The sequence below is a fragment of the Neisseria sicca genome (assembly GCF_017753665.1).
GTDB classification, from domain to species: Bacteria; Pseudomonadota; Gammaproteobacteria; order Burkholderiales; family Neisseriaceae; genus Neisseria; species Neisseria flava.
On record NZ_CP072524.1, the window covers coordinates 310745 to 328216 of the forward strand.

12 protein-coding genes, 2 tRNA genes and 3 rRNA genes are annotated in these 17472 nt (G+C 51.4%); 11 read left to right on the forward strand and 6 right to left on the reverse strand.

Translation table 11 applies throughout. The annotated features are described in order from the left end of the window. The first annotated feature begins 32 nt into the window (after positions 1-32). A complete protein-coding gene (gene thrB / locus J7445_RS01450) occupies positions 33-950 on the forward strand; it encodes a homoserine kinase (protein ID WP_019270736.1) in 918 nt (305 codons plus the stop codon). Positions 951-1007: 57 nt separating this feature from the next. Here thrB and J7445_RS01455 read toward each other — a convergent pair whose 3' ends face one another. Continuing rightward, complete coding sequence (locus J7445_RS01455) at positions 1008-1973, reverse strand: IS30 family transposase (protein ID WP_209283104.1); 966 nt, start codon at positions 1971-1973, stop codon at positions 1008-1010. A 585-nt stretch (positions 1974-2558) separates the two neighbouring features. Between J7445_RS01455 and J7445_RS01460 the strand changes: the two genes are divergently transcribed. From J7445_RS01460 to J7445_RS01485, 6 genes are all read left to right on the forward strand, one after another. Continuing rightward, a 16S ribosomal RNA gene (locus J7445_RS01460) occupies positions 2559-4099 on the forward strand. A 101-nt stretch (positions 4100-4200) separates the two neighbouring features. Next, positions 4201-4277, forward strand: a tRNA-Ile gene (locus J7445_RS01465). A gap of 5 nt (positions 4278-4282) precedes the next feature. Then, positions 4283-4358: transfer RNA gene (locus J7445_RS01470), tRNA-Ala, on the forward strand. 431 nt (positions 4359-4789) lie between these two features. Continuing rightward, positions 4790-7681: ribosomal RNA gene (locus J7445_RS01475) — 23S ribosomal RNA — on the forward strand. Positions 7682-7774: 93 nt separating this feature from the next. Continuing rightward, a 5S ribosomal RNA gene (gene rrf, locus J7445_RS01480) occupies positions 7775-7888 on the forward strand. The 16S, 23S and 5S rRNA genes sit together here with 2 tRNA genes alongside, the layout of an rRNA operon. 348 nt (positions 7889-8236) lie before the next feature. Next, complete coding sequence (locus J7445_RS01485) at positions 8237-8536, forward strand: ComEA family DNA-binding protein (protein WP_209283050.1); 300 nt, start codon at positions 8237-8239, stop codon at positions 8534-8536. A 378-nt stretch (positions 8537-8914) separates the two neighbouring features. On the opposite strand, the gene pta is transcribed toward J7445_RS01485, so the two are convergent. Together pta and J7445_RS01495 are read right to left on the reverse strand one after the other, a co-directional pair. Further along, a complete protein-coding gene (pta, locus tag J7445_RS01490) occupies positions 8915-10417 on the reverse strand; it encodes a phosphate acetyltransferase (protein WP_070655531.1) in 1503 nt (500 codons plus the stop codon). A gap of 259 nt (positions 10418-10676) precedes the next feature. Beyond that, positions 10677-11918 carry an aromatic amino acid transporter gene (locus J7445_RS01495; RefSeq protein ID WP_070655529.1) on the reverse strand — a complete coding sequence of 414 codons (1242 nt, stop codon included), beginning with the start codon at positions 11916-11918 and terminating at the stop codon, positions 10677-10679. A gap of 150 nt (positions 11919-12068) precedes the next feature. Here J7445_RS01495 and J7445_RS01500 point away from each other — a divergent pair, with 150 nt between their 5' ends. The 3 genes from J7445_RS01500 to J7445_RS12105 all read left to right on the forward strand — a co-directional run bounded on the left by J7445_RS01500 (position 12069) and on the right by J7445_RS12105 (position 14318). Beyond that, the gene (locus J7445_RS01500) at positions 12069-12758 is read left to right on the forward strand and encodes a carbonic anhydrase (RefSeq protein WP_070655527.1); all 690 of its coding nucleotides are present in this window, start codon (positions 12069-12071) and stop codon (positions 12756-12758) included. Positions 12759-12858: 100 nt separating this feature from the next. Then, positions 12859-14052, forward strand: coding sequence for a SulP family inorganic anion transporter (locus tag J7445_RS01505; RefSeq protein WP_244969493.1), 1194 nt, complete (start codon positions 12859-12861; stop codon positions 14050-14052). 122 nt (positions 14053-14174) lie between these two features. Then, positions 14175-14318, forward strand: a complete 144-nt coding sequence (locus J7445_RS12105) for a hypothetical protein (RefSeq protein ID WP_244969494.1) — start codon at positions 14175-14177, stop codon at positions 14316-14318. Between the two features lie 760 nt (positions 14319-15078). On the opposite strand, the gene rfbC is transcribed toward J7445_RS12105, so the two are convergent. From rfbC to lptM, 3 genes are read right to left on the reverse strand one after another with little or no spacing between them, the layout of a single operon-like run. Then, positions 15079-15618 carry a dTDP-4-dehydrorhamnose 3,5-epimerase gene (rfbC, locus tag J7445_RS01510; RefSeq protein ID WP_070655525.1) on the reverse strand — a complete coding sequence of 180 codons (540 nt, stop codon included), beginning with the start codon at positions 15616-15618 and terminating at the stop codon, positions 15079-15081. Positions 15619-15665: 47 nt separating this feature from the next. Continuing rightward, on the reverse strand, positions 15666-16886 hold the full coding sequence (lysA, locus tag J7445_RS01515) for a diaminopimelate decarboxylase (RefSeq protein WP_209283105.1): 1221 nt from the start codon (positions 16884-16886) through the stop codon (positions 15666-15668). A gap of 11 nt (positions 16887-16897) precedes the next feature. Further along, on the reverse strand, positions 16898-17068 hold the full coding sequence (gene lptM, locus J7445_RS01520; RefSeq protein WP_003755649.1) for an LPS translocon maturation chaperone LptM: 171 nt from the start codon (positions 17066-17068) through the stop codon (positions 16898-16900). Positions 17069-17138: 70 nt separating this feature from the next. On the opposite strand from lptM, the gene cyaY reads away from it, so the two are divergent. Next, positions 17139-17462 (forward strand): iron donor protein CyaY, encoded by a 324-nt coding sequence (gene cyaY, locus J7445_RS01525; RefSeq protein WP_003745042.1) that lies wholly within the window; start codon positions 17139-17141, stop codon positions 17460-17462. Positions 17463-17472: the final 10 nt, after the last annotated feature.

A 17472-nucleotide genomic window follows, 5' to 3' on the forward strand; every position in this document is an offset into this window, starting at 1 on the left:
CTGCGATTGATTGTTTACACTGGATTTAATCTATGTCTGTTTATACTAATATTTCTGATGAGCAAATACGGGAATTTTTGTCAGATTACGATCTGGGAGAATTTGTTTCGCTGCAAGGCATTGCGCAGGGAATTACCAACAGTAATTACTTTTTGAATACTTCTAAAGGCAGCTATGTTTTAACTGTATTTGAAGTGCTGCGTCAGGATGAATTGCCATTTTTCTTGAATCTGAACCAACATTTGAGCGGTAAAGACGTGGCTTGTCCAAGTCCGATTGTACGAAAAGATGGCAAGCTGGATTCAGTATTAGCAGGTAAACCGGCTTGCGTTGTTACAAGATTAAACGGTGCGGATACCGCATGGGCGACCGAGATGCAGTGTTTTAACACGGGCGCTATGTTGGCCAAAATGCATTTGGCAGTTCAAGATTTTCCTGAAAAAATGGAAAATCCCCGGTACAACAGATGGTGGAAGCAAGCTTATGAACAATTATTGCCACAGTTGAATGAGGCTGATGCCCAGTTGTTGGGTAAGGAAATTTCAGATTTGGAAAACAATCTCGGCGGTCATTTGCCATCCGGCATCATTCATGCCGATTTATTTAAAGATAACGTTTTGTTGGATGGTGAAAATGTGGCCGGGTTCATCGATTTCTATTATGCATGTAATGGAAATTTCATGTATGACTTGGCAATCGCAGTGAATGATTGGTCGAGAACTTCTGACAGCAAGTTGGATGCCGAGTTATGCAAAGCGTTTATTGATGGTTATGAAAGCATTCGTCCGCTATCTGATGCGGAGAAGGAATATTTTCCTGTGGCGCAGCGGGCTGGGTGCGTACGCTTTTGGGTATCAAGACTGTTAGATTTTCATTTTCCCCAAGAGGGTGAGATGACTTTTATCAAAGACCCAAATGTTTTTAGGGATTTGTTGTTAAGTCTGAACTGAATTTGGATATGTTGTAGCGATTTCAAAGGTCCTTGGATTCGGATTTCAAGTGCAACACTAGTGTATCAGTGGTTTGAACAGATTCAAGAATAAAACACTTGGCGTTTCGTAGCCAAGTGTTTTTCTTGGCCGGTGATTCAATTCATCTTGAACCCTGCGTATCTCCCGATTGCTGATGTTTCGGAAATCGGTTTGTTTGGGGAAATATTGGCGGATGAGTCCGTTGGTGTTCTCATTCAGCCCTTTCTCCCACGAATGGTAGGGGCGGCAAAAATAGGTTTTCGCCTTCAATGCTTCGGCTATTTTGGTGTGTTGATAGAACTCTTTGCCGTTATCCATAGTGATGGTGTGCACTCTGGCTTTATGTGCCTTTAATGCCCTAACGGCTGCCAGAGCAGTGTCTTCGGCTTTGAGGCTGTCCAATTTGCAGACGATGGTGTAGCGGGTAACGCGTTCGACCAAGGTCAGTAATGCGCTTTTCTGTCCTTTGCCGATGATGGTGTCGGCTTCCCAATCGCCGATGCGGGTTTTCTGGTCGACGATAGCGGGTCGGTTTTCTATGCCGACGCGGTTGGGCACTTTGCCTCTGGTCCATGTGCTGCCGTAGCGTTTGCGGTAGGGTTTGCTGCATATTCTGAGGTGTTGCCACAACGTGCCGCCGTTGCTTTTGTCTTGGCGAAGGTAGCGGTAAATGGTGCTGTGGTGGAGCGTGATTTGGTGGTGTTTGCTCAGGTAGGCGCATACTTGTTCAGGACTGAGTTTGCGGCGGATAAGGGTGTCGATGTGCTGAATCAGTTGCGAATCGAGCTTATAGGGCTTTCGCTGGCGCTGTTTGGTAGTCCGGCTTTGCCGCTGGGCTTTTTCGGCGCTGTATTGCTGCCCTTGGGTGCGGTGCCGTTTGATTTCGCGACTGATGGTGCTTTTGTGGCGGTTAAGCTGTTTGGCGATTTCGGCGATGGTGCAGTGGCGGGACAGGTATTGGATGTGGTATCGTTCGTCTTGGGTCAGTTGCGTGTAGCTCATGGCAATCTTTCTTGCAGGAAAGGCCGTATGCTACCGCATACTGGCCTTTTTCTGTTAGGGAAAGTTGCACTTCAAATGCGAATCCGCCGTCGTCTGAAAGAGATTTCAGACGACCTTTGTTGCTATGGGTGCTGAGAGTTGAGTTTCTGTTTGTAGTTGTGAGAATTGGATGGTTTTGGGCTGTTCGGGTTTGGATTGAGGGTGTTTTGAAATGCTGTTTTGAGGGTTCTGAAATAAAAATCTTTGTATTTCAGTTTGTTGGTGTGTTTTGTAGAATTTTTTGTTGTTTGGGAGTTGACGGTTTTTGAGGGGAGGGGTATAGTTCGGTTCTTCGCTGCTTTGGCGGTGATTGAACGAACTAATAAGTATATCACAGTTGGTCTGATTTTTCGAGGTTTTGAAAAAAGTTTTGATTGACAATGATTTGAAATGCTTTATAATTCGTTTTCGCTCTTTAACAAAACAGATTACCGATAAGTGTGAGTGCGACAGCCTCACACTGTTTAAAAGACAGACAAGATGATGTTTTAGACATTGTCCTGTCAGTTTCTTTGAAACAGACCAGAAGTTAAAAAGTTAGAGATTGAACATAAGAGTTTGATCCTGGCTCAGATTGAACGCTGGCGGCATGCTTTACACATGCAAGTCGGACGGCAGCACAGAGAAGCTTGCTTCTTGGGTGGCGAGTGGCGAACGGGTGAGTAACATATCGGAACGTACCGAGCAGTGGGGGATAACTAATCGAAAGATTAGCTAATACCGCATATTTTCTGAGGAAGAAAGCAGGGGACCATTTGGCCTTGCGCTGTTTGAGCGGCCGATATCTGATTAGCTAGTTGGTGGGGTAAAGGCCTACCAAGGCGACGATCAGTAGCGGGTCTGAGAGGATGATCCGCCACACTGGGACTGAGACACGGCCCAGACTCCTACGGGAGGCAGCAGTGGGGAATTTTGGACAATGGGCGCAAGCCTGATCCAGCCATGCCGCGTGTCTGAAGAAGGCCTTCGGGTTGTAAAGGACTTTTGTCAGGGAAGAAAAGGGCGGGGTTAATACCCCTGTCTGATGACGGTACCTGAAGAATAAGCACCGGCTAACTACGTGCCAGCAGCCGCGGTAATACGTAGGGTGCGAGCGTTAATCGGAATTACTGGGCGTAAAGCGGGCGCAGACGGTTACTTAAGCAGGATGTGAAATCCCCGGGCTCAACCTGGGAACTGCGTTCTGAACTGGGTGACTAGAGTGTGTCAGAGGGAGGTAGAATTCCACGTGTAGCAGTGAAATGCGTAGAGATGTGGAGGAATACCGATGGCGAAGGCAGCCTCCTGGGATAACACTGACGTTCATGCCCGAAAGCGTGGGTAGCAAACAGGATTAGATACCCTGGTAGTCCACGCCCTAAACGATGTCGATTAGCTGTTGGGCAGCTTGACTGCTTAGTAGCGAAGCTAACGCGTGAAATCGACCGCCTGGGGAGTACGGTCGCAAGATTAAAACTCAAAGGAATTGACGGGGACCCGCACAAGCGGTGGATGATGTGGATTAATTCGATGCAACGCGAAGAACCTTACCTGGTCTTGACATGTACGGAACCCTCCAGAGACGGAGGGGTGCCTTCGGGAGCCGTAACACAGGTGCTGCATGGCTGTCGTCAGCTCGTGTCGTGAGATGTTGGGTTAAGTCCCGCAACGAGCGCAACCCTTGTCATTAGTTGCCATCATTAAGTTGGGCACTCTAATGAGACTGCCGGTGACAAGCCGGAGGAAGGTGGGGATGACGTCAAGTCCTCATGGCCCTTATGACCAGGGCTTCACACGTCATACAATGGTCGGTACAGAGGGTAGCCAAGCCGCGAGGTGGAGCCAATCTCACAAAACCGATCGTAGTCCGGATTGCACTCTGCAACTCGAGTGCATGAAGTCGGAATCGCTAGTAATCGCAGGTCAGCATACTGCGGTGAATACGTTCCCGGGTCTTGTACACACCGCCCGTCACACCATGGGAGTGGGGGATACCAGAAGTAGGTAGGGTAACCGCAAGGAGCCCGCTTACCACGGTATGCTTCATGACTGGGGTGAAGTCGTAACAAGGTAGCCGTAGGGGAACCTGCGGCTGGATCACCTCCTTTCTAGAGAAAGAAGAGGCTGTTGCATTCACACTTATCGGTAAACTGTAGAAGATGCGGAAAAATGCTTGAGTGAAGACAAGATTCGCTTAAGAAGAGAATCCGGGTTTGTAGCTCAGCTGGTTAGAGCACACGCTTGATAAGCGTGGGGTCGGAGGTTCAAGTCCTCCCAGACCCACCAAGAACGGGGGCATAGCTCAGTTGGTAGAGCACCTGCTTTGCAAGCAGGGGGTCATCGGTTCGATCCCGTTTGCCTCCACCAATACTTTCCAAATCAAAGCGAGTTAAAAAGGCAGTGTAACTGCTTTCTTTTTTTCTAAAGAGGAGTCTGCTGACGAATCAGTTTGACGGGAAAAGAAAGGCTGCTATAATAATCAGCTCATTTTGATTTGCGAAGTAAATAGCAATATTGAACGCATCGATCTTTAACAAATTGGAAAGCCGAAATCAACAAACAAAGACAATGTGTCTGTTTTTGATGATTGACCGATTGCAAACGGTCAGTTGTCTCCTGGATAGGAAAAGAAAAACAGGTGCAGTATTTGGGTGATGATTGTATCGACTTAATCCCGAAAGACAAAAGGCGGGATTAAGACACAACAAGCAGTAAGCTTTATCAAAGTAGGAAATTCAAGTTTGATGTTCTCGTCAACGGAATGTCAGGCAAAGTCAGAGAAGTTCTTGAAATGATAGAGTCAAGTGAATAAGTGCATCAGGTGGATGCCTTGGCGATGATAGGCGACGAAGGACGTGTAAGCCTGCGAAAAGCGTGGGGGAGCTGGCAATAAAGCTATGATCCCGCGATGTCCGAATGGGGAAACCCACTGCATTCTGTGCAGTATCCTAAGTTGAATACATAGACTTAGAGAAGCGAACCCGGAGAACTGAACCATCTAAGTACCCGGAGGAAAAGAAATCAACCGAGATTCCGCAAGTAGTGGCGAGCGAACGCGGAGGAGCCTGTACGTGATAACTGTTGAGATAGAAGAACAAGCTGGGAAGCTTGACCATAGTGGGTGATAGTCCCGTATTCGAAATCTCAACAGTGGTACTAAGCGTACGAAAAGTAGGGCGGGACACGTGAAATCCTGTCTGAATATGGGGGGACCATCCTCCAAGGCTAAATACTCATCATCGACCGATAGTGAACCAGTACCGTGAGGGAAAGGCGAAAAGAACCCCGGGAGGGGAGTGAAATAGAACCTGAAACCTGATGCATACAAACAGTGGGAGCACCCTTGTGGTGTGACTGCGTACCTTTTGTATAATGGGTCAACGACTTACATTCAGTAGCGAGCTTAACCGAATAGGGGAGGCGTAGGGAAACCGAGTCTTAATAGGGCGAACAGTTGCTGGGTGTAGACCCGAAACCGAGTGATCTATCCATGGCCAGGTTGAAGGTGCCGTAACAGGTACTGGAGGACCGAACCCACGCATGTTGCAAAATGCGGGGATGAGCTGTGGATAGGGGTGAAAGGCTAAACAAACTCGGAGATAGCTGGTTCTCCCCGAAAACTATTTAGGTAGTGCCTCGAGCAAGACACTGATGGGGGTAAAGCACTGTTATGGCTAGGGGGTTATTGCAACTTACCAACCCATGGCAAACTAAGAATACCATCAAGTGGTTCCTCGGGAGACAGACAGCGGGTGCTAACGTCCGTTGTCAAGAGGGAAACAACCCAGACCGCCAGCTAAGGTCCCAAATGATAGATTAAGTGGTAAACGAAGTGGGAAGGCCCAGACAGCCAGGATGTTGGCTTAGAAGCAGCCATCATTTAAAGAAAGCGTAATAGCTCACTGGTCGAGTCGTCCTGCGCGGAAGATGTAACGGGGCTCAAATCTATAACCGAAGCTGCGGATGCTAGTTTACTAGCATGGTAGGGGAGCGTTCTGTAGGCCGATGAAGGTGCATTGTAAAGTGTGCTGGAGGTATCAGAAGTGCGAATGTTGACATGAGTAGCGATAAAGCGGGTGAAAAGCCCGCTCGCCGAAAGCCCAAGGTTTCCTACGCAACGTTCATCGGCGTAGGGTGAGTCGGCCCCTAAGGCGAGGCAGAAATGCGTAGTCGATGGGAAACAGGTTAATATTCCTGTACTTGATTCAAATGCGATGTGGGGACGGAGAAGGTTAGGTTAGCAAGCTGTTGGAATAGCTTGTTTAAGCCGGTAGGTGGAAGACTTAGGCAAATCCGGGTCTTCTTAACACCGAGAAGTGACGACGAGTGTCTACGGACATGAAGTAACCGATACCACGCTTCCAGGAAAAGCCACTAAGCTTCAGTTTGAATTGAACCGTACCGCAAACCGACACAGGTGGGCAGGATGAGAATTCTAAGGCGCTTGAGAGAACTCGGGAGAAGGAACTCGGCAAATTGATACCGTAACTTCGGGAGAAGGTATGCCCTCTAAGGTTAAGGACTTGCTCCGTAAGCCCTGGAGGGTCGCAGAGAATAGGTGGCTGCGACTGTTTATTAAAAACACAGCACTCTGCTAACACGAAAGTGGACGTATAGGGTGTGACGCCTGCCCGGTGCTGGAAGGTTAATTGAAGATGTGAGAGCATCGGATCGAAGCCCCAGTAAACGGCGGCCGTAACTATAACGGTCCTAAGGTAGCGAAATTCCTTGTCGGGTAAGTTCCGACCCGCACGAATGGCGTAACGATGGCCACACTGTCTCCTCCCGAGACTCAGCGAAGTTGAAGTGGTTGTGAAGATGCAATCTACCCGCTGCTAGACGGAAAGACCCCGTGAACCTTTACTGTAGCTTTGCATTGGACTTTGAAGTCACTTGTGTAGGATAGGTGGGAGGCTTTGAAGCAGAGACGCCAGTCTCTGTGGAGCCGTCCTTGAAATACCACCCTGGTGTCTTTGAGGTTCTAACCCAGACCCGTTATCCGGGTCGGGGACCGTGCATGGTAGGCAGTTTGACTGGGGCGGTCTCCTCCCAAAGAGTAACGGAGGAGTTCGAAGGTTACCTAGGTCCGGTCGGAAATCGGACTGATAGTGCAATGGCAAAAGGTAGCTTAACTGCGAGACCGACAAGTCGAGCAGGTGCGAAAGCAGGACATAGTGATCCGGTGGTTCTGTATGGAAGGGCCATCGCTCAACGGATAAAAGGTACTCCGGGGATAACAGGCTGATTCCGCCCAAGAGTTCATATCGACGGCGGAGTTTGGCACCTCGATGTCGGCTCATCACATCCTGGGGCTGTAGTCGGTCCCAAGGGTATGGCTGTTCGCCATTTAAAGTGGTACGTGAGCTGGGTTTAAAACGTCGTGAGACAGTTTGGTCCCTATCTGCAGTGGGCGTTGGAAGTTTGACGGGGGCTGCTCCTAGTACGAGAGGACCGGAGTGGACGAACCTCTGGTGTACCGGTTGTAACGCCAGTTGCATAGCCGGGTAGCTAAGTTCGGAAGAGATAAGCGCTGAAAGCATCTAAGCGCGAAACTCGCCTGAAGATGAGACTTCCCTTGCGGTTTAACCGCACTAAAGAGTCGTTCGAGACCAGGACGTTGATAGGTGGGGTGTGGAAGCGCGGTAACGCGTGAAGCTAACCCATACTAATTGCTCGTGAGGCTTGACTCTATCATTTGAAGAACTTCAAATAAAAAGCTTACTGACTGATTCAGTCATCACCGAATATATTGATTGAGGCTTTACCGATTTGTACAGTTTAAGTTTGGCGGCCATAGCGAGTTGGTCCCACGCCTTCCCATCCCGAACAGGACCGTGAAACGACTCAGCGCCGATGATAGTGTGGTTCTTCCATGCGAAAGTAGGTCACTGCCAAACACCTATTCTAAGCCCCCGACAGATGTCGGGGGCTTTTACTTTGAATCGTTGACAAGTTTGGCGAACCGGACCCTCCTGCCTTGATAGCGGCGGTGGGGCGGAATGGGGTAATACTCCGAATGCTCCGGTTGCAGAAGAATGGACTTTTGAGAATGTGGATGGGGCCGCTTCGAAATTGAGGTGGGTTAGTAGATGTTGTAGAATCAATACATTGAGAGATAGTAAAGTTAGAAATATTTAAAATTGTTTGAATTAAAATGATGTAAAGTATATGATGATAAGATATATAGTGGTAACGTCTCCCCGGTGTTACCGTCCATATTAACGAAATGATAGGAAAACGCCCTTATGAAAAAACTCCTCTTTGCCGCACTCTCCGTTTTAACTGCCTCGCTGTCGCTGGCAGCCGTCAACATCAATACCGCCTCTTCTTCCGAATTGGAAGCCCTGCCCGGCATCGGTCCGGCCAAAGCGAAAGCCATTGTGGACTACCGTCAGCAGCATGGTGCCTTCAAATCGGTGGAAGAGCTCAAAAACGTCAAAGGCATCGGCGAGGGTATCTTCTCCAAACTGAAGGCCGAAGCAACCGTCGCGCCCGCACCTGCAAACTCAAAAGCTAAAAACGCCGTCCCATCACCTAAAAAATAACCCCATCCGCGTATTCGTGAAATTGCAGGTGAATACGATGGTCAAACTAAAAAACGTCCAGTTCCGGAAGGGAGTGGGCGTTTTTGTTTGTCGAACCGATCTTGTTACCGTCGCTCAGAGTGGGAATAGGACAATGTACCGTTTCGGCAATTCCTGCAATATTATGAAATTGTACTCGTATGAATGGTAACAACTTGTTTGATGAGATCTTTGCAAAATTTCCCCAAATCCTCTAAATTCCCACCAAGACATTTATGGGATTTGGGGAAATTTTGCAAAGATCTCAGCTTGTCTGTATTCCGTCAATCAAAAAGGTCGTCTGAAAACCTTATTTTAGGATTTTCCGACGACCTTTGTTTACTTTAAAGAATTAAGCAATCAGCCAGCCATTTGTTTTGCCTGAACCGCTGTCAGGGCGATGGTGAAGACGATGTCTTCTACCAATGCGCCGCGGGAAAGGTCGTTGACCGGTTTGCGCAAACCTTGCAACAGCGGGCCGACGCTCAGGACGTTGGCGCTGCGTTGTACGGCTTTGTAAGTACAGTTGCCGGTGTTGAGGTTCGGGAAAATCAAGACGCTTGCCTGACCGGCGACGGTGCTTTCAGGGGCTTTGCTTTTGCCGACTGAAGGCACAGTAGCCGCATCGTATTGCAGCGGGCCGTCGATTTCCAAATCCGGGCGTTTTTCTTTCGCCAGTTTGGTCGCTTCAATCACGGCATCGACATCAGGGCCGCTGCCTGAGTTGATGGTAGAGTAAGAAATCATGGCAACTTTTGGCGGAATACCGAAGGCTTTGGCGGTATCGGCGGATTGGATGGCGATATCGGCAAGCTGTTCGGGCGTCGGATTCGGGTTAACCGCGCAGTCGCCGAAGACGAGGACTTGGTTGGGCAGCAGCATGAAGAATACGCTGGATACGAGGCTGGCGCCCGGTGCGGTTTTAATCAGCTGCAAGGCGGGGCGGATGGTGTTGGCAGTCGTATGAACGGCGCCGGATACCAAGCCGTCCACGTCGTTTTGCGCCATCATCATGGTGCCGAGGACAACGGTGTCTTGCAGTTGTTTACGGGCTTCTTCAGGGGTCAGACCTTTGGATTTGCGCAATTCGCACATCGGCTCGACGTATTGTTCGATCAATGTAGCGGGATCGACGATTTCCAAAGAGTCAGGCAGGTTGATGCCGCGTTCTTTGGCAACGGCTTCAACTTCTTGGCGTTTGGCAAGCAAGACGCAGCGGGCAATTCCTTTTTCGTGGCAGATGGCGGCTGCGGCGACGGTACGCGGTTCTGCACCTTCAGGCAGGACGATGCGCATATCGGCTTTGCGGGCAAAATCAATCAGGTTGTAACGGAATTGGGCGGGAGAAAGGCGGGAGGCTTCGCGTTTTGCCAACGCAGATACGTCTTTGAGCGCGCTGCTTGAGCCGTAGAATGTCAGTCCGGTCAGGCGGGCGACTTCTTCGCCTACGGATGCTGCCGCGCCTTCAATAATGAAGCCTTCCAAAAGACCCGGTGCGTTGGTATAAAGCTGTTTGGCAAGGTTGATTCGGTGTGCCACTTCGGCTGCGTCAGCACTATCAGATTGCAATGCCAAGACTACGCCTGCATCCAAAGACAATGCCAGCTCGACGTTTTTGCCGGACAGGAAGAGTTTGTCCGCTTCGGGGGCGATACCTTCGATAACAAGATTGTCGGTATTGAGTGCGACGGCTTTGCCGACCACAGCGTCAAACCAGTCGTCGCTTTTGCCTTGTGCCAACAGAGTTTCGGCGGATGCGTCGAGCGGTTGGAAAACTTGCGCGCCCAAAGCTTGGGCAAAGGCTTTGCTTGCTGCTGCCACGTCCAAACCGGCGGATACCGGAGCGACCAATAATTTAGCCATGATATGTGTCCTTTCTATATGGAGGTTGTCCGTCTTGGAGGTTGTCCGTCGCCGCCATGATGCAGACGTAACGGCAATGGCTTAATACTAACAAACAAACTGCGTTTCCAACAAGGTTAAATGTTAATAGATTCAGCGAAAATGCAATGGATTTTTAAGGGGCTGATACTGTCTGTGCGAAATATAGAAAAGGTCGTCTGAAAAAAAACTTTGATGGAGTTTCAGACGACCTTTTTTGATCGGTTCGGGTGGTTGGTTGTCAGCCTTTGAACACGGGGACGAGTTCGAGCTGGCTCAATACCTGCGCGGCGATGTTGATGACGCCGAAGAGGAAAACCCAAACCATCAGCCCGAATCCGCCGTAAATCTTGTAGTTTTTTCCTGTGCCGAATTTTTGGCGCGAACGGTAGAGCAGCATGGCGGGGATGATGCCGGTCCAAATGGTTGCCGCCAGACCGACGTAGCCGATGGCGGTAACGAAGCCTGTCGGGAACAGCAGGCAGGAAATCAGGGGCGGCAGGAAGGTGAGGGCGGCGGTTTTGGTGCGGCCGGACACGCTGTCGTTCCATTTGAAGATGTCGGCGATGTAGTCAAACAGACCGAGCGTTACGCCGAGGAAGGAGGTGGCAATCGCCATGTAGGAGAAGAGGGTCAATACTTTGTCCATGCTACCGGTTTGGGCGAATTTGGACAGTGTTTCGATGAGGACGGAGACTTGTCCTTCGGCGGCAATCACGGGGGCAAACTCGCTGCGCGGCAAGTTGCCTTGGATGGCGATTTGCCATAAGACGTAAATCACGAGTGCAATCAGTGTACCCGCCCAGATGGATTTCGCCACTTTGGGCGCATCGCCTTTAAAGTATTTGAGCAGGCTGGAGACGTTGCCGTGAAAGCCGAAGGAAGCGAGGCAGACGGGCAGAGCGGTGGCGACGTAAATCCAGTAGCTGGTGCCTGCGGGGGCTTGGGTGTCGAAAAGGACGGGCAGTTTGGCATCGGCAATCAGCCCGCCGGTCGCCCAGATGAAAGTCAGCACCATGCCACCGATGAGGACGCTGGTGAAGCGGTCGACCAGTCGTGCCGACGCCCACACGCAAAACGCGAGGATGCCGAAGAAGACGAGTTGTCCGACGGTGAGCGAAATTTCGCTTCCTACCGCGCTGCCCAGCCCTTTGGCGGTCAAGTCGCCGCCGACGAAGATGTAGGCGTAGGTGAGCAGGTATAAGACGAAGGCGACGGCAACGCCGTTGATGGCGTTCCAAGTCGGTCCGAGCAGGTCTTTGACCATGGTGTCGAAGCTGGCGCCGTGCGGATAGTGGGTGTTGACTTCCAATATCATCAGACCGCTGGAGAGCATGGAAAACCAAGTGTAGAGCAACACAATCAGCGAGCCTGTAAACCAGACACCGGAAGTGGCGGTCGGGTTGGCGAGCATACCTGCGCCGATAACCGTACCGGCGATAATCATGGCGCCGCCGAAAAGCGACGGGGTTTTGACGGACATGGAATTCTCCTCGGAAAAAAAAACAGTCCGCCATTATGCCGTAAAGTGTAAGGATTGGTAAGGAGGTCGTCTGAAAATTACGGAGAATGGCAGACAGTAGGGAACTTTTTGGGTGGGGCAGCGATGTGTGGATGAGAACGATTTAATTTTTTGAAAGATTACGAAGTCATTTTTGAAAACAACCGCAAATGGCAGGAAACGAAGAGGCAACAATGCCCCGATTACTTCAAAGACCTCGCCGACGGACAAAATCCCGAATATCTCTACATCGGCTGCTCCGACAGCCGCGTCGCGGCGGAAGAGTTGATGGGGTTTGAACCGGGTGACGTGTTTGTACACCGCAACGTTGCCAACCTTGTTCACGGTTTAGACATAAATGTCGCTTCCGCCATCGAATACGCCGTCTCGCATCTGAAAGTCAAACACATCATCATCTGCGGCCACTACAACTGCGGCGGCATCAAAGCGGCGATGCTGCCCGAAGATTTGGGCGCGATGAATCCGTGGCTGCGCAACATCCGCGACGTGTACCGCCTGCATCAGGAAGAACTGTACGCAATCGAAGACGAGCACCTGCGCTATGACCGCCTGGTCGAATTGAACGTTCAGGAACAGTGCCTCAACGTCATCAAAATGGCGTGCGTGCAGGAACGATACCTGCTCGACGGCTACCCGATTGTTCACGGCTGGGTCTTCGACCTGCGTACCGGCCGCCTTATCGATTTGAACATCGACTTCAAAAACATCCTCGCCGACATTCAGAAAATCTACGACCTCACCGATTCCGAATGGGTGGTCAACGCGCGTAAGAAAGGGGTTGATGGCTCGGAGGTCGTCTGAAAATGCAGTTTGGACAAGCATCCTGATTTTTCAGACGACCTTAATTTGCCCCAAACCTATCAAATACAAAAACACACACACATCAGGAGTACCCCTCACCATGAAACCCCATCAGAAAAAACAAGCTTTGGGCAGCCTGTTTAAGTCCAATTTCGCTTCCGGACTGGTTGTCTTCCTCGTCGCCCTGCCGTTGTGCCTCGGCATCGCGCTCGCTTCCGGTGCACCGCCGTTGTCCGGTGTGTTGGCGGGCATCGTCGGCGGCATCGTCATCGGTTCCCTCAGCACTTCGCACATCAGCGTTTCCGGCCCCGCCGCGGGCTTGGCGGCGATTATCCTTGCCGCGATTACCGAACTCGGTTCGTTCGAGTTGTTTCTGTGTGCGGGCTTAATCGCCGGCGCCATCCAGCTTTTGCTCGGCTTCATCCGCGCCGGCAGCCTTGCCGAATACATCCCCGTGTCCGTTATCGAAGGTATGTTGGCGGGCATCGGCGTGATTATCATCATGAAACAGATTCCGTTTGCCTTGGGCAGCAACGGCAGCCTCGCCGACCCTGCCGCCCTGTTTGCCGACATCCACACAGGCTCCCTTTTGGTAGCGGGCGTGTCGATGGCGATCCTAATCGTATGGGACAAAATCCCCGCGTTGAAAAACATCAAAATCCTGCCCGCCGCGCTGGTTGCCGTGGGCGCGGGGATACTGATGAACCAATGGTTCGTCGCCAGCGGCAGCAGCCTTGCCATTCCCGCCGGACAACTCGTCCAACTGCCCGTTCCCGATACATGGCGCGAAGCCGCAGGTATGCTCACGCTCCCCAACTTTTCAGGTTTCGGCAACAGCTACGTCTGGATGACCGGCATCACCATCGCCATCGTTGCCTCGATTGAAACCCTGCTTTGCATCGAAGCCGCCGACCGCCTCGACACCCGCCGCCGCATCACCGACACTAACCGCGAATTGCGTGCGCAGGGCGCAGGCAACATCGTCAGTTCGCTTATCGGCGGCCTGCCCATCACCTCCGTCGTCGTGCGCTCGTCCGCCAACGCCAATGCAGGCGCGACGCACAAACTGTCTGCCGTTATTCACGGCGTTTTGTTGCTGGTGTGCGTTTTGGCGATTCCCTTTATCCTCAACATGATACCCCTGTCCACCCTCGCCGCCGTCGTCGCGCTCGACCTGCTCAAAGGCGTCGGCATCGGGATCGCCATCAGCATCATCTTCATCCTTCAGGGTAACATGAAACGCGCCTACTACTCAGCCGCGAAGAACTCGCCGAAGCCGACGAAATCAGCTTAGAGCTGGCGGAAGAAGTCTCGTTCCTGAATAAAGCCGCCATCAAGAAAACCCTGAAAAACATCCGTCCGGGTTCGAAAGTAACCATCAACGCCGAACGCTCGTCCTACATCGCCGGCGACGTATTGGAACTGATTGAAGACTTCGCCAACGTCTTCGCCAAAGAAAACGACATAGACGTCGTACTCAAAGGCTTCAAATCCGACTACGACCACGAAGGCCGCGACCACCACAGCCATGTGCGGGTGGGACACAGTGCGAGTATTTAGAAGTCGGGTTGGAATGAGTAGGAAGAAAAGAAAGAGGCCGTCTGAAAACCCTGTTTTGGGCTTTTCAGACGGCCTCTTTAGCAGATGCAAATGGAAAATACCTGCTTCGTCATTCCCGCGCAGGCGGGAATCTAGGTTTTGGAAGTTATGGAAATCTTTAAAAATTGCAGCGGCCTTTCAGAGTCTGGATTCCCGCCTGCGCGGGAATGACGGTGGCTGATGAATCGGCTGTTTCGTCCGACAGAAAAGAAACATAATGAAATATTTAAGAAACAGTAACGGCAGTATTCGGTAATCTACCCCCTCTCCCGTCTGGCGGGAGAGGGTTGGGGAGAGGGTGGCTCTTGCCCCTTATCTCGTATATCTGCAAGCCACCTCCATCCTAACCTTCCCCCGCCGGACGGGGGAAGGAATAAGGTTGCAGTAGCTGAAAGAGGTCGTCTGAAAAAAAACTTATTCCGAGCTTTTCAGACGACCTCTTTGTATTCCGATACTCTAAATCCATTATCGCTTCAATACGACACTAAAAAGCAGTAACGGCGGCATTCAGTAATCTCCCCCTCTCCCGTCTGGCGGGAGAGGGTTGGGGAGAGGGTAGCTCTTCCTTTATTGCCGTATATCCGCAAGCCACCCTCATCCTAACCTTCACCCGCCGGACGGGGGAAGAAATAAGGTTGCTGTAGCTGTAAAAAGTCGTCTGAAAACCTTATTTCAAGTTTTCAGACGACCTTGCGTTTTTGACGGATTTGACAATGGTAATTTAGAACGTAACTGCTTCAGCCAAAATTTTACCCGCCAAGTCTTTGGGCGACAGGTTGGGTTCGCCTTGCAGCGGCCATTCGATGCCGGCTGTCGGGTCGTTCCAAATCAGCGAATGTTCGGCTTTCGGGTTGTAATAGTCCGTGCATTTGTAAACGAATTCGGCTTCATCGCTCAAAACGTAAAAGCCGTGCGCGAAACCTTCGGGTACCCACAGTTGGCGTTTGTTTTCTGCCGACAGGATTTCGCCAGCCCATTTGCCGAAAGTCGGCGAGTCTTTACGCATATCGACGGCAACGTCAAACACTTCGCCGACGACGACGCGCACGAGTTTGCCTTGCGTGTTTTCGGTTTGGTAATGCAGGCCGCGCAATACGCCTTTGCTTGATTTGGAATGGTTTTCCTGTACGAAGGTGCGGTCGCAGACGTTGGCCTTAAACCATTCGTCGCGGAAGGTTTCCATGAAGAAACCTCGCGCGTCGCCAAAAACTTGCGGTTCTAAAAGTTTGACTTCGGGTAGGGTGGTATCGATGATTTTCATGAAGTATTCTCAAGTATGGGACAGGTCGTCTGAAAACGGACGGGATGTTACAAACAGACCATTTCGTTTGCCATTTGCTGTTCTAAGGTTTCGCGGCGGCGGATAAGCCGGTATTCGCTGCCGTCCACCAAGACTTCCGCCGCCCGGTTGCGCGCGTTGTAATTGCTCGCCATGCTGGCACCGTATGCGCCTGCGCTGCGGATAACCAGCAAATCGCCTTCTTCGCAGGCAAGGGTGCGGTCTTTGCCGAGAAAGTCGCCGGTTTCGCAAATCGGGCCGACGATGTTGGCGGTCAGCGGTGGGATGTTTTTTGCTTCTACCGCTTCGATATGGTGATAGGCGTCATAGAGTGCGGGGCGCATGAGGTCGTTCATGGCGGCATCGACCATGACGAAGTTTTTTTCTTCGCCGTGTTTGACGAACTCGACGCGTGCAAGCAGCGAGCCTGCGTTGCCGACCAAACTACGACCTGGTTCGAGGATAAGTTTCAGACGACGTGTGCCGATCAGTTTTTGAACCGCTTGGGCATACGCGCCCAAATCGGGGACGGTTTCGTCTTGATAAACGATGCCGACGCCGCCGCCTAAGTCCAAATGTTCTAAAACGATGCCTTCATCAGCCAACTTATCCACCAAAATCAAAATGCGCTCGCAGGCTTCGATGAGCGGGCTTAAGTCGGTCAGTTGCGAACCGATGTGGCAGTCGATGCCGATGATTTTGAGGTGGCTTTGGCGGGCGGCGTGGCGGTAGGCTTCGAGCGCGTCGGCGTAGGCAATGCCGAATTTGTTGGCTTTCAGGCCGGTGGAGATGTAGGGATGGGTTTTGGCATCGACGTCTGGGTTGACGCGCAGGGAGACGGACGCGGTTTTGCCCAAGCGTTCGGCAACCTTTTGAATGCGGTCGATTTCGGGGATGCTTTCCATATTGAAGCATTTCACGCCGGCATGCAGCGCGAACTCGATTTCCGCCTCGCTTTTGCCCACGCCTGAAAATATGGTTTTCGCCGCGTCGCCGCCTGCCGCCAAAACACGCGCCAATTCGCCGCCGGAAACGATGTCGAAACCGCTGCCCAGCGAGGCGAAGTGTTTGATGATGCTCAGATTACCGTTTGCCTTGACGGCGTAGCAGACGAGCGGGGAAAGCGCGGCAAACGCAGTTTGGTAATTTTCAAATGCTTCGGTCAGCGCAGATTGGCTGTACACATAAAGCGGTGTGCCAAATTCTTCGGCAAGGCGGGGGTAGGGGACTTGTTCGCAATGCAGGGTCATATTGGTAAGGCTTAATCGTTGGTTTGATTGGTAGGTTCTTTGGAAGAATGGATTTTCAGGCCGGTTTGGACCACGCCGAAACGCGCCTTGTCGCCTTCTTTGGGCAGGTAGAGGTCGCCTTTGTAACCGCAGGCCGAGAGCAGGAGGGCGGTTGCCGCAGCAAAAAATACGCCGTATTTCATCGGTAAACTTCCTTCATAAGCGCGAATGTGGCAAGATTCGGTATCTTAAACAAAAAACACACAAAAAGCCATGATGACCGAAAGCGAATTCATCCGCATGAGCGAAGAATTGTTCGAACACATCGAAGACCAAATCGACGAAAACGGCTGGGATTTCGACTGCCAGTTTGCCGGAAACGTCCTGACCATCGAAGCGGCGGACGGCACGCAAATCATCGTCAACCGCCACACGCCCAATCAGGAATTGTGGATTGCCGCAAAAAGCGGCGGCTACCATTTCGCCGAGCAAAACGGCAAATGGCTGGCAACGCGCGACAGTCGCGATTTTTACGACGTTTTGAACGAAGCACTGAGCGCGGCTTCGGGCGAAGCGGTAAAGATTGCCGAATTGTGATCGGACTCAG

Excerpts from the sequence above, each read along its gene's own strand:
- thrB (WP_019270736.1), top strand. The coding sequence starts at position 33 with ATGTCTGTTTATACTAATATTTCTGATGAGCAAATACGGGAATTTTTG.
- J7445_RS01455 (WP_209283104.1), bottom strand. The coding sequence starts at position 1,973 with ATGAGCTACACGCAACTGACCCAAGACGAACGATACCACATCCAATAC.
- J7445_RS01485 (WP_209283050.1), top strand. The coding sequence starts at position 8,237 with ATGAAAAAACTCCTCTTTGCCGCACTCTCCGTTTTAACTGCCTCGCTG.
- pta (WP_070655531.1), bottom strand. The coding sequence starts at position 10,417 with ATGGCTAAATTATTGGTCGCTCCGGTATCCGCCGGTTTGGACGTGGCA.
- J7445_RS01495 (WP_070655529.1), bottom strand. The coding sequence starts at position 11,918 with ATGTCCGTCAAAACCCCGTCGCTTTTCGGCGGCGCCATGATTATCGCC.
- J7445_RS01505 (WP_244969493.1), top strand. The coding sequence starts at position 12,859 with ATGAAACCCCATCAGAAAAAACAAGCTTTGGGCAGCCTGTTTAAGTCC.
- rfbC (WP_070655525.1), bottom strand. The coding sequence starts at position 15,618 with ATGAAAATCATCGATACCACCCTACCCGAAGTCAAACTTTTAGAACCG.
- lysA (WP_209283105.1), bottom strand. The coding sequence starts at position 16,886 with ATGACCCTGCATTGCGAACAAGTCCCCTACCCCCGCCTTGCCGAAGAA.
- lptM (WP_003755649.1), bottom strand. The coding sequence starts at position 17,068 with ATGAAATACGGCGTATTTTTTGCTGCGGCAACCGCCCTCCTGCTCTCG.
- cyaY (WP_003745042.1), top strand. The coding sequence starts at position 17,139 with ATGATGACCGAAAGCGAATTCATCCGCATGAGCGAAGAATTGTTCGAA.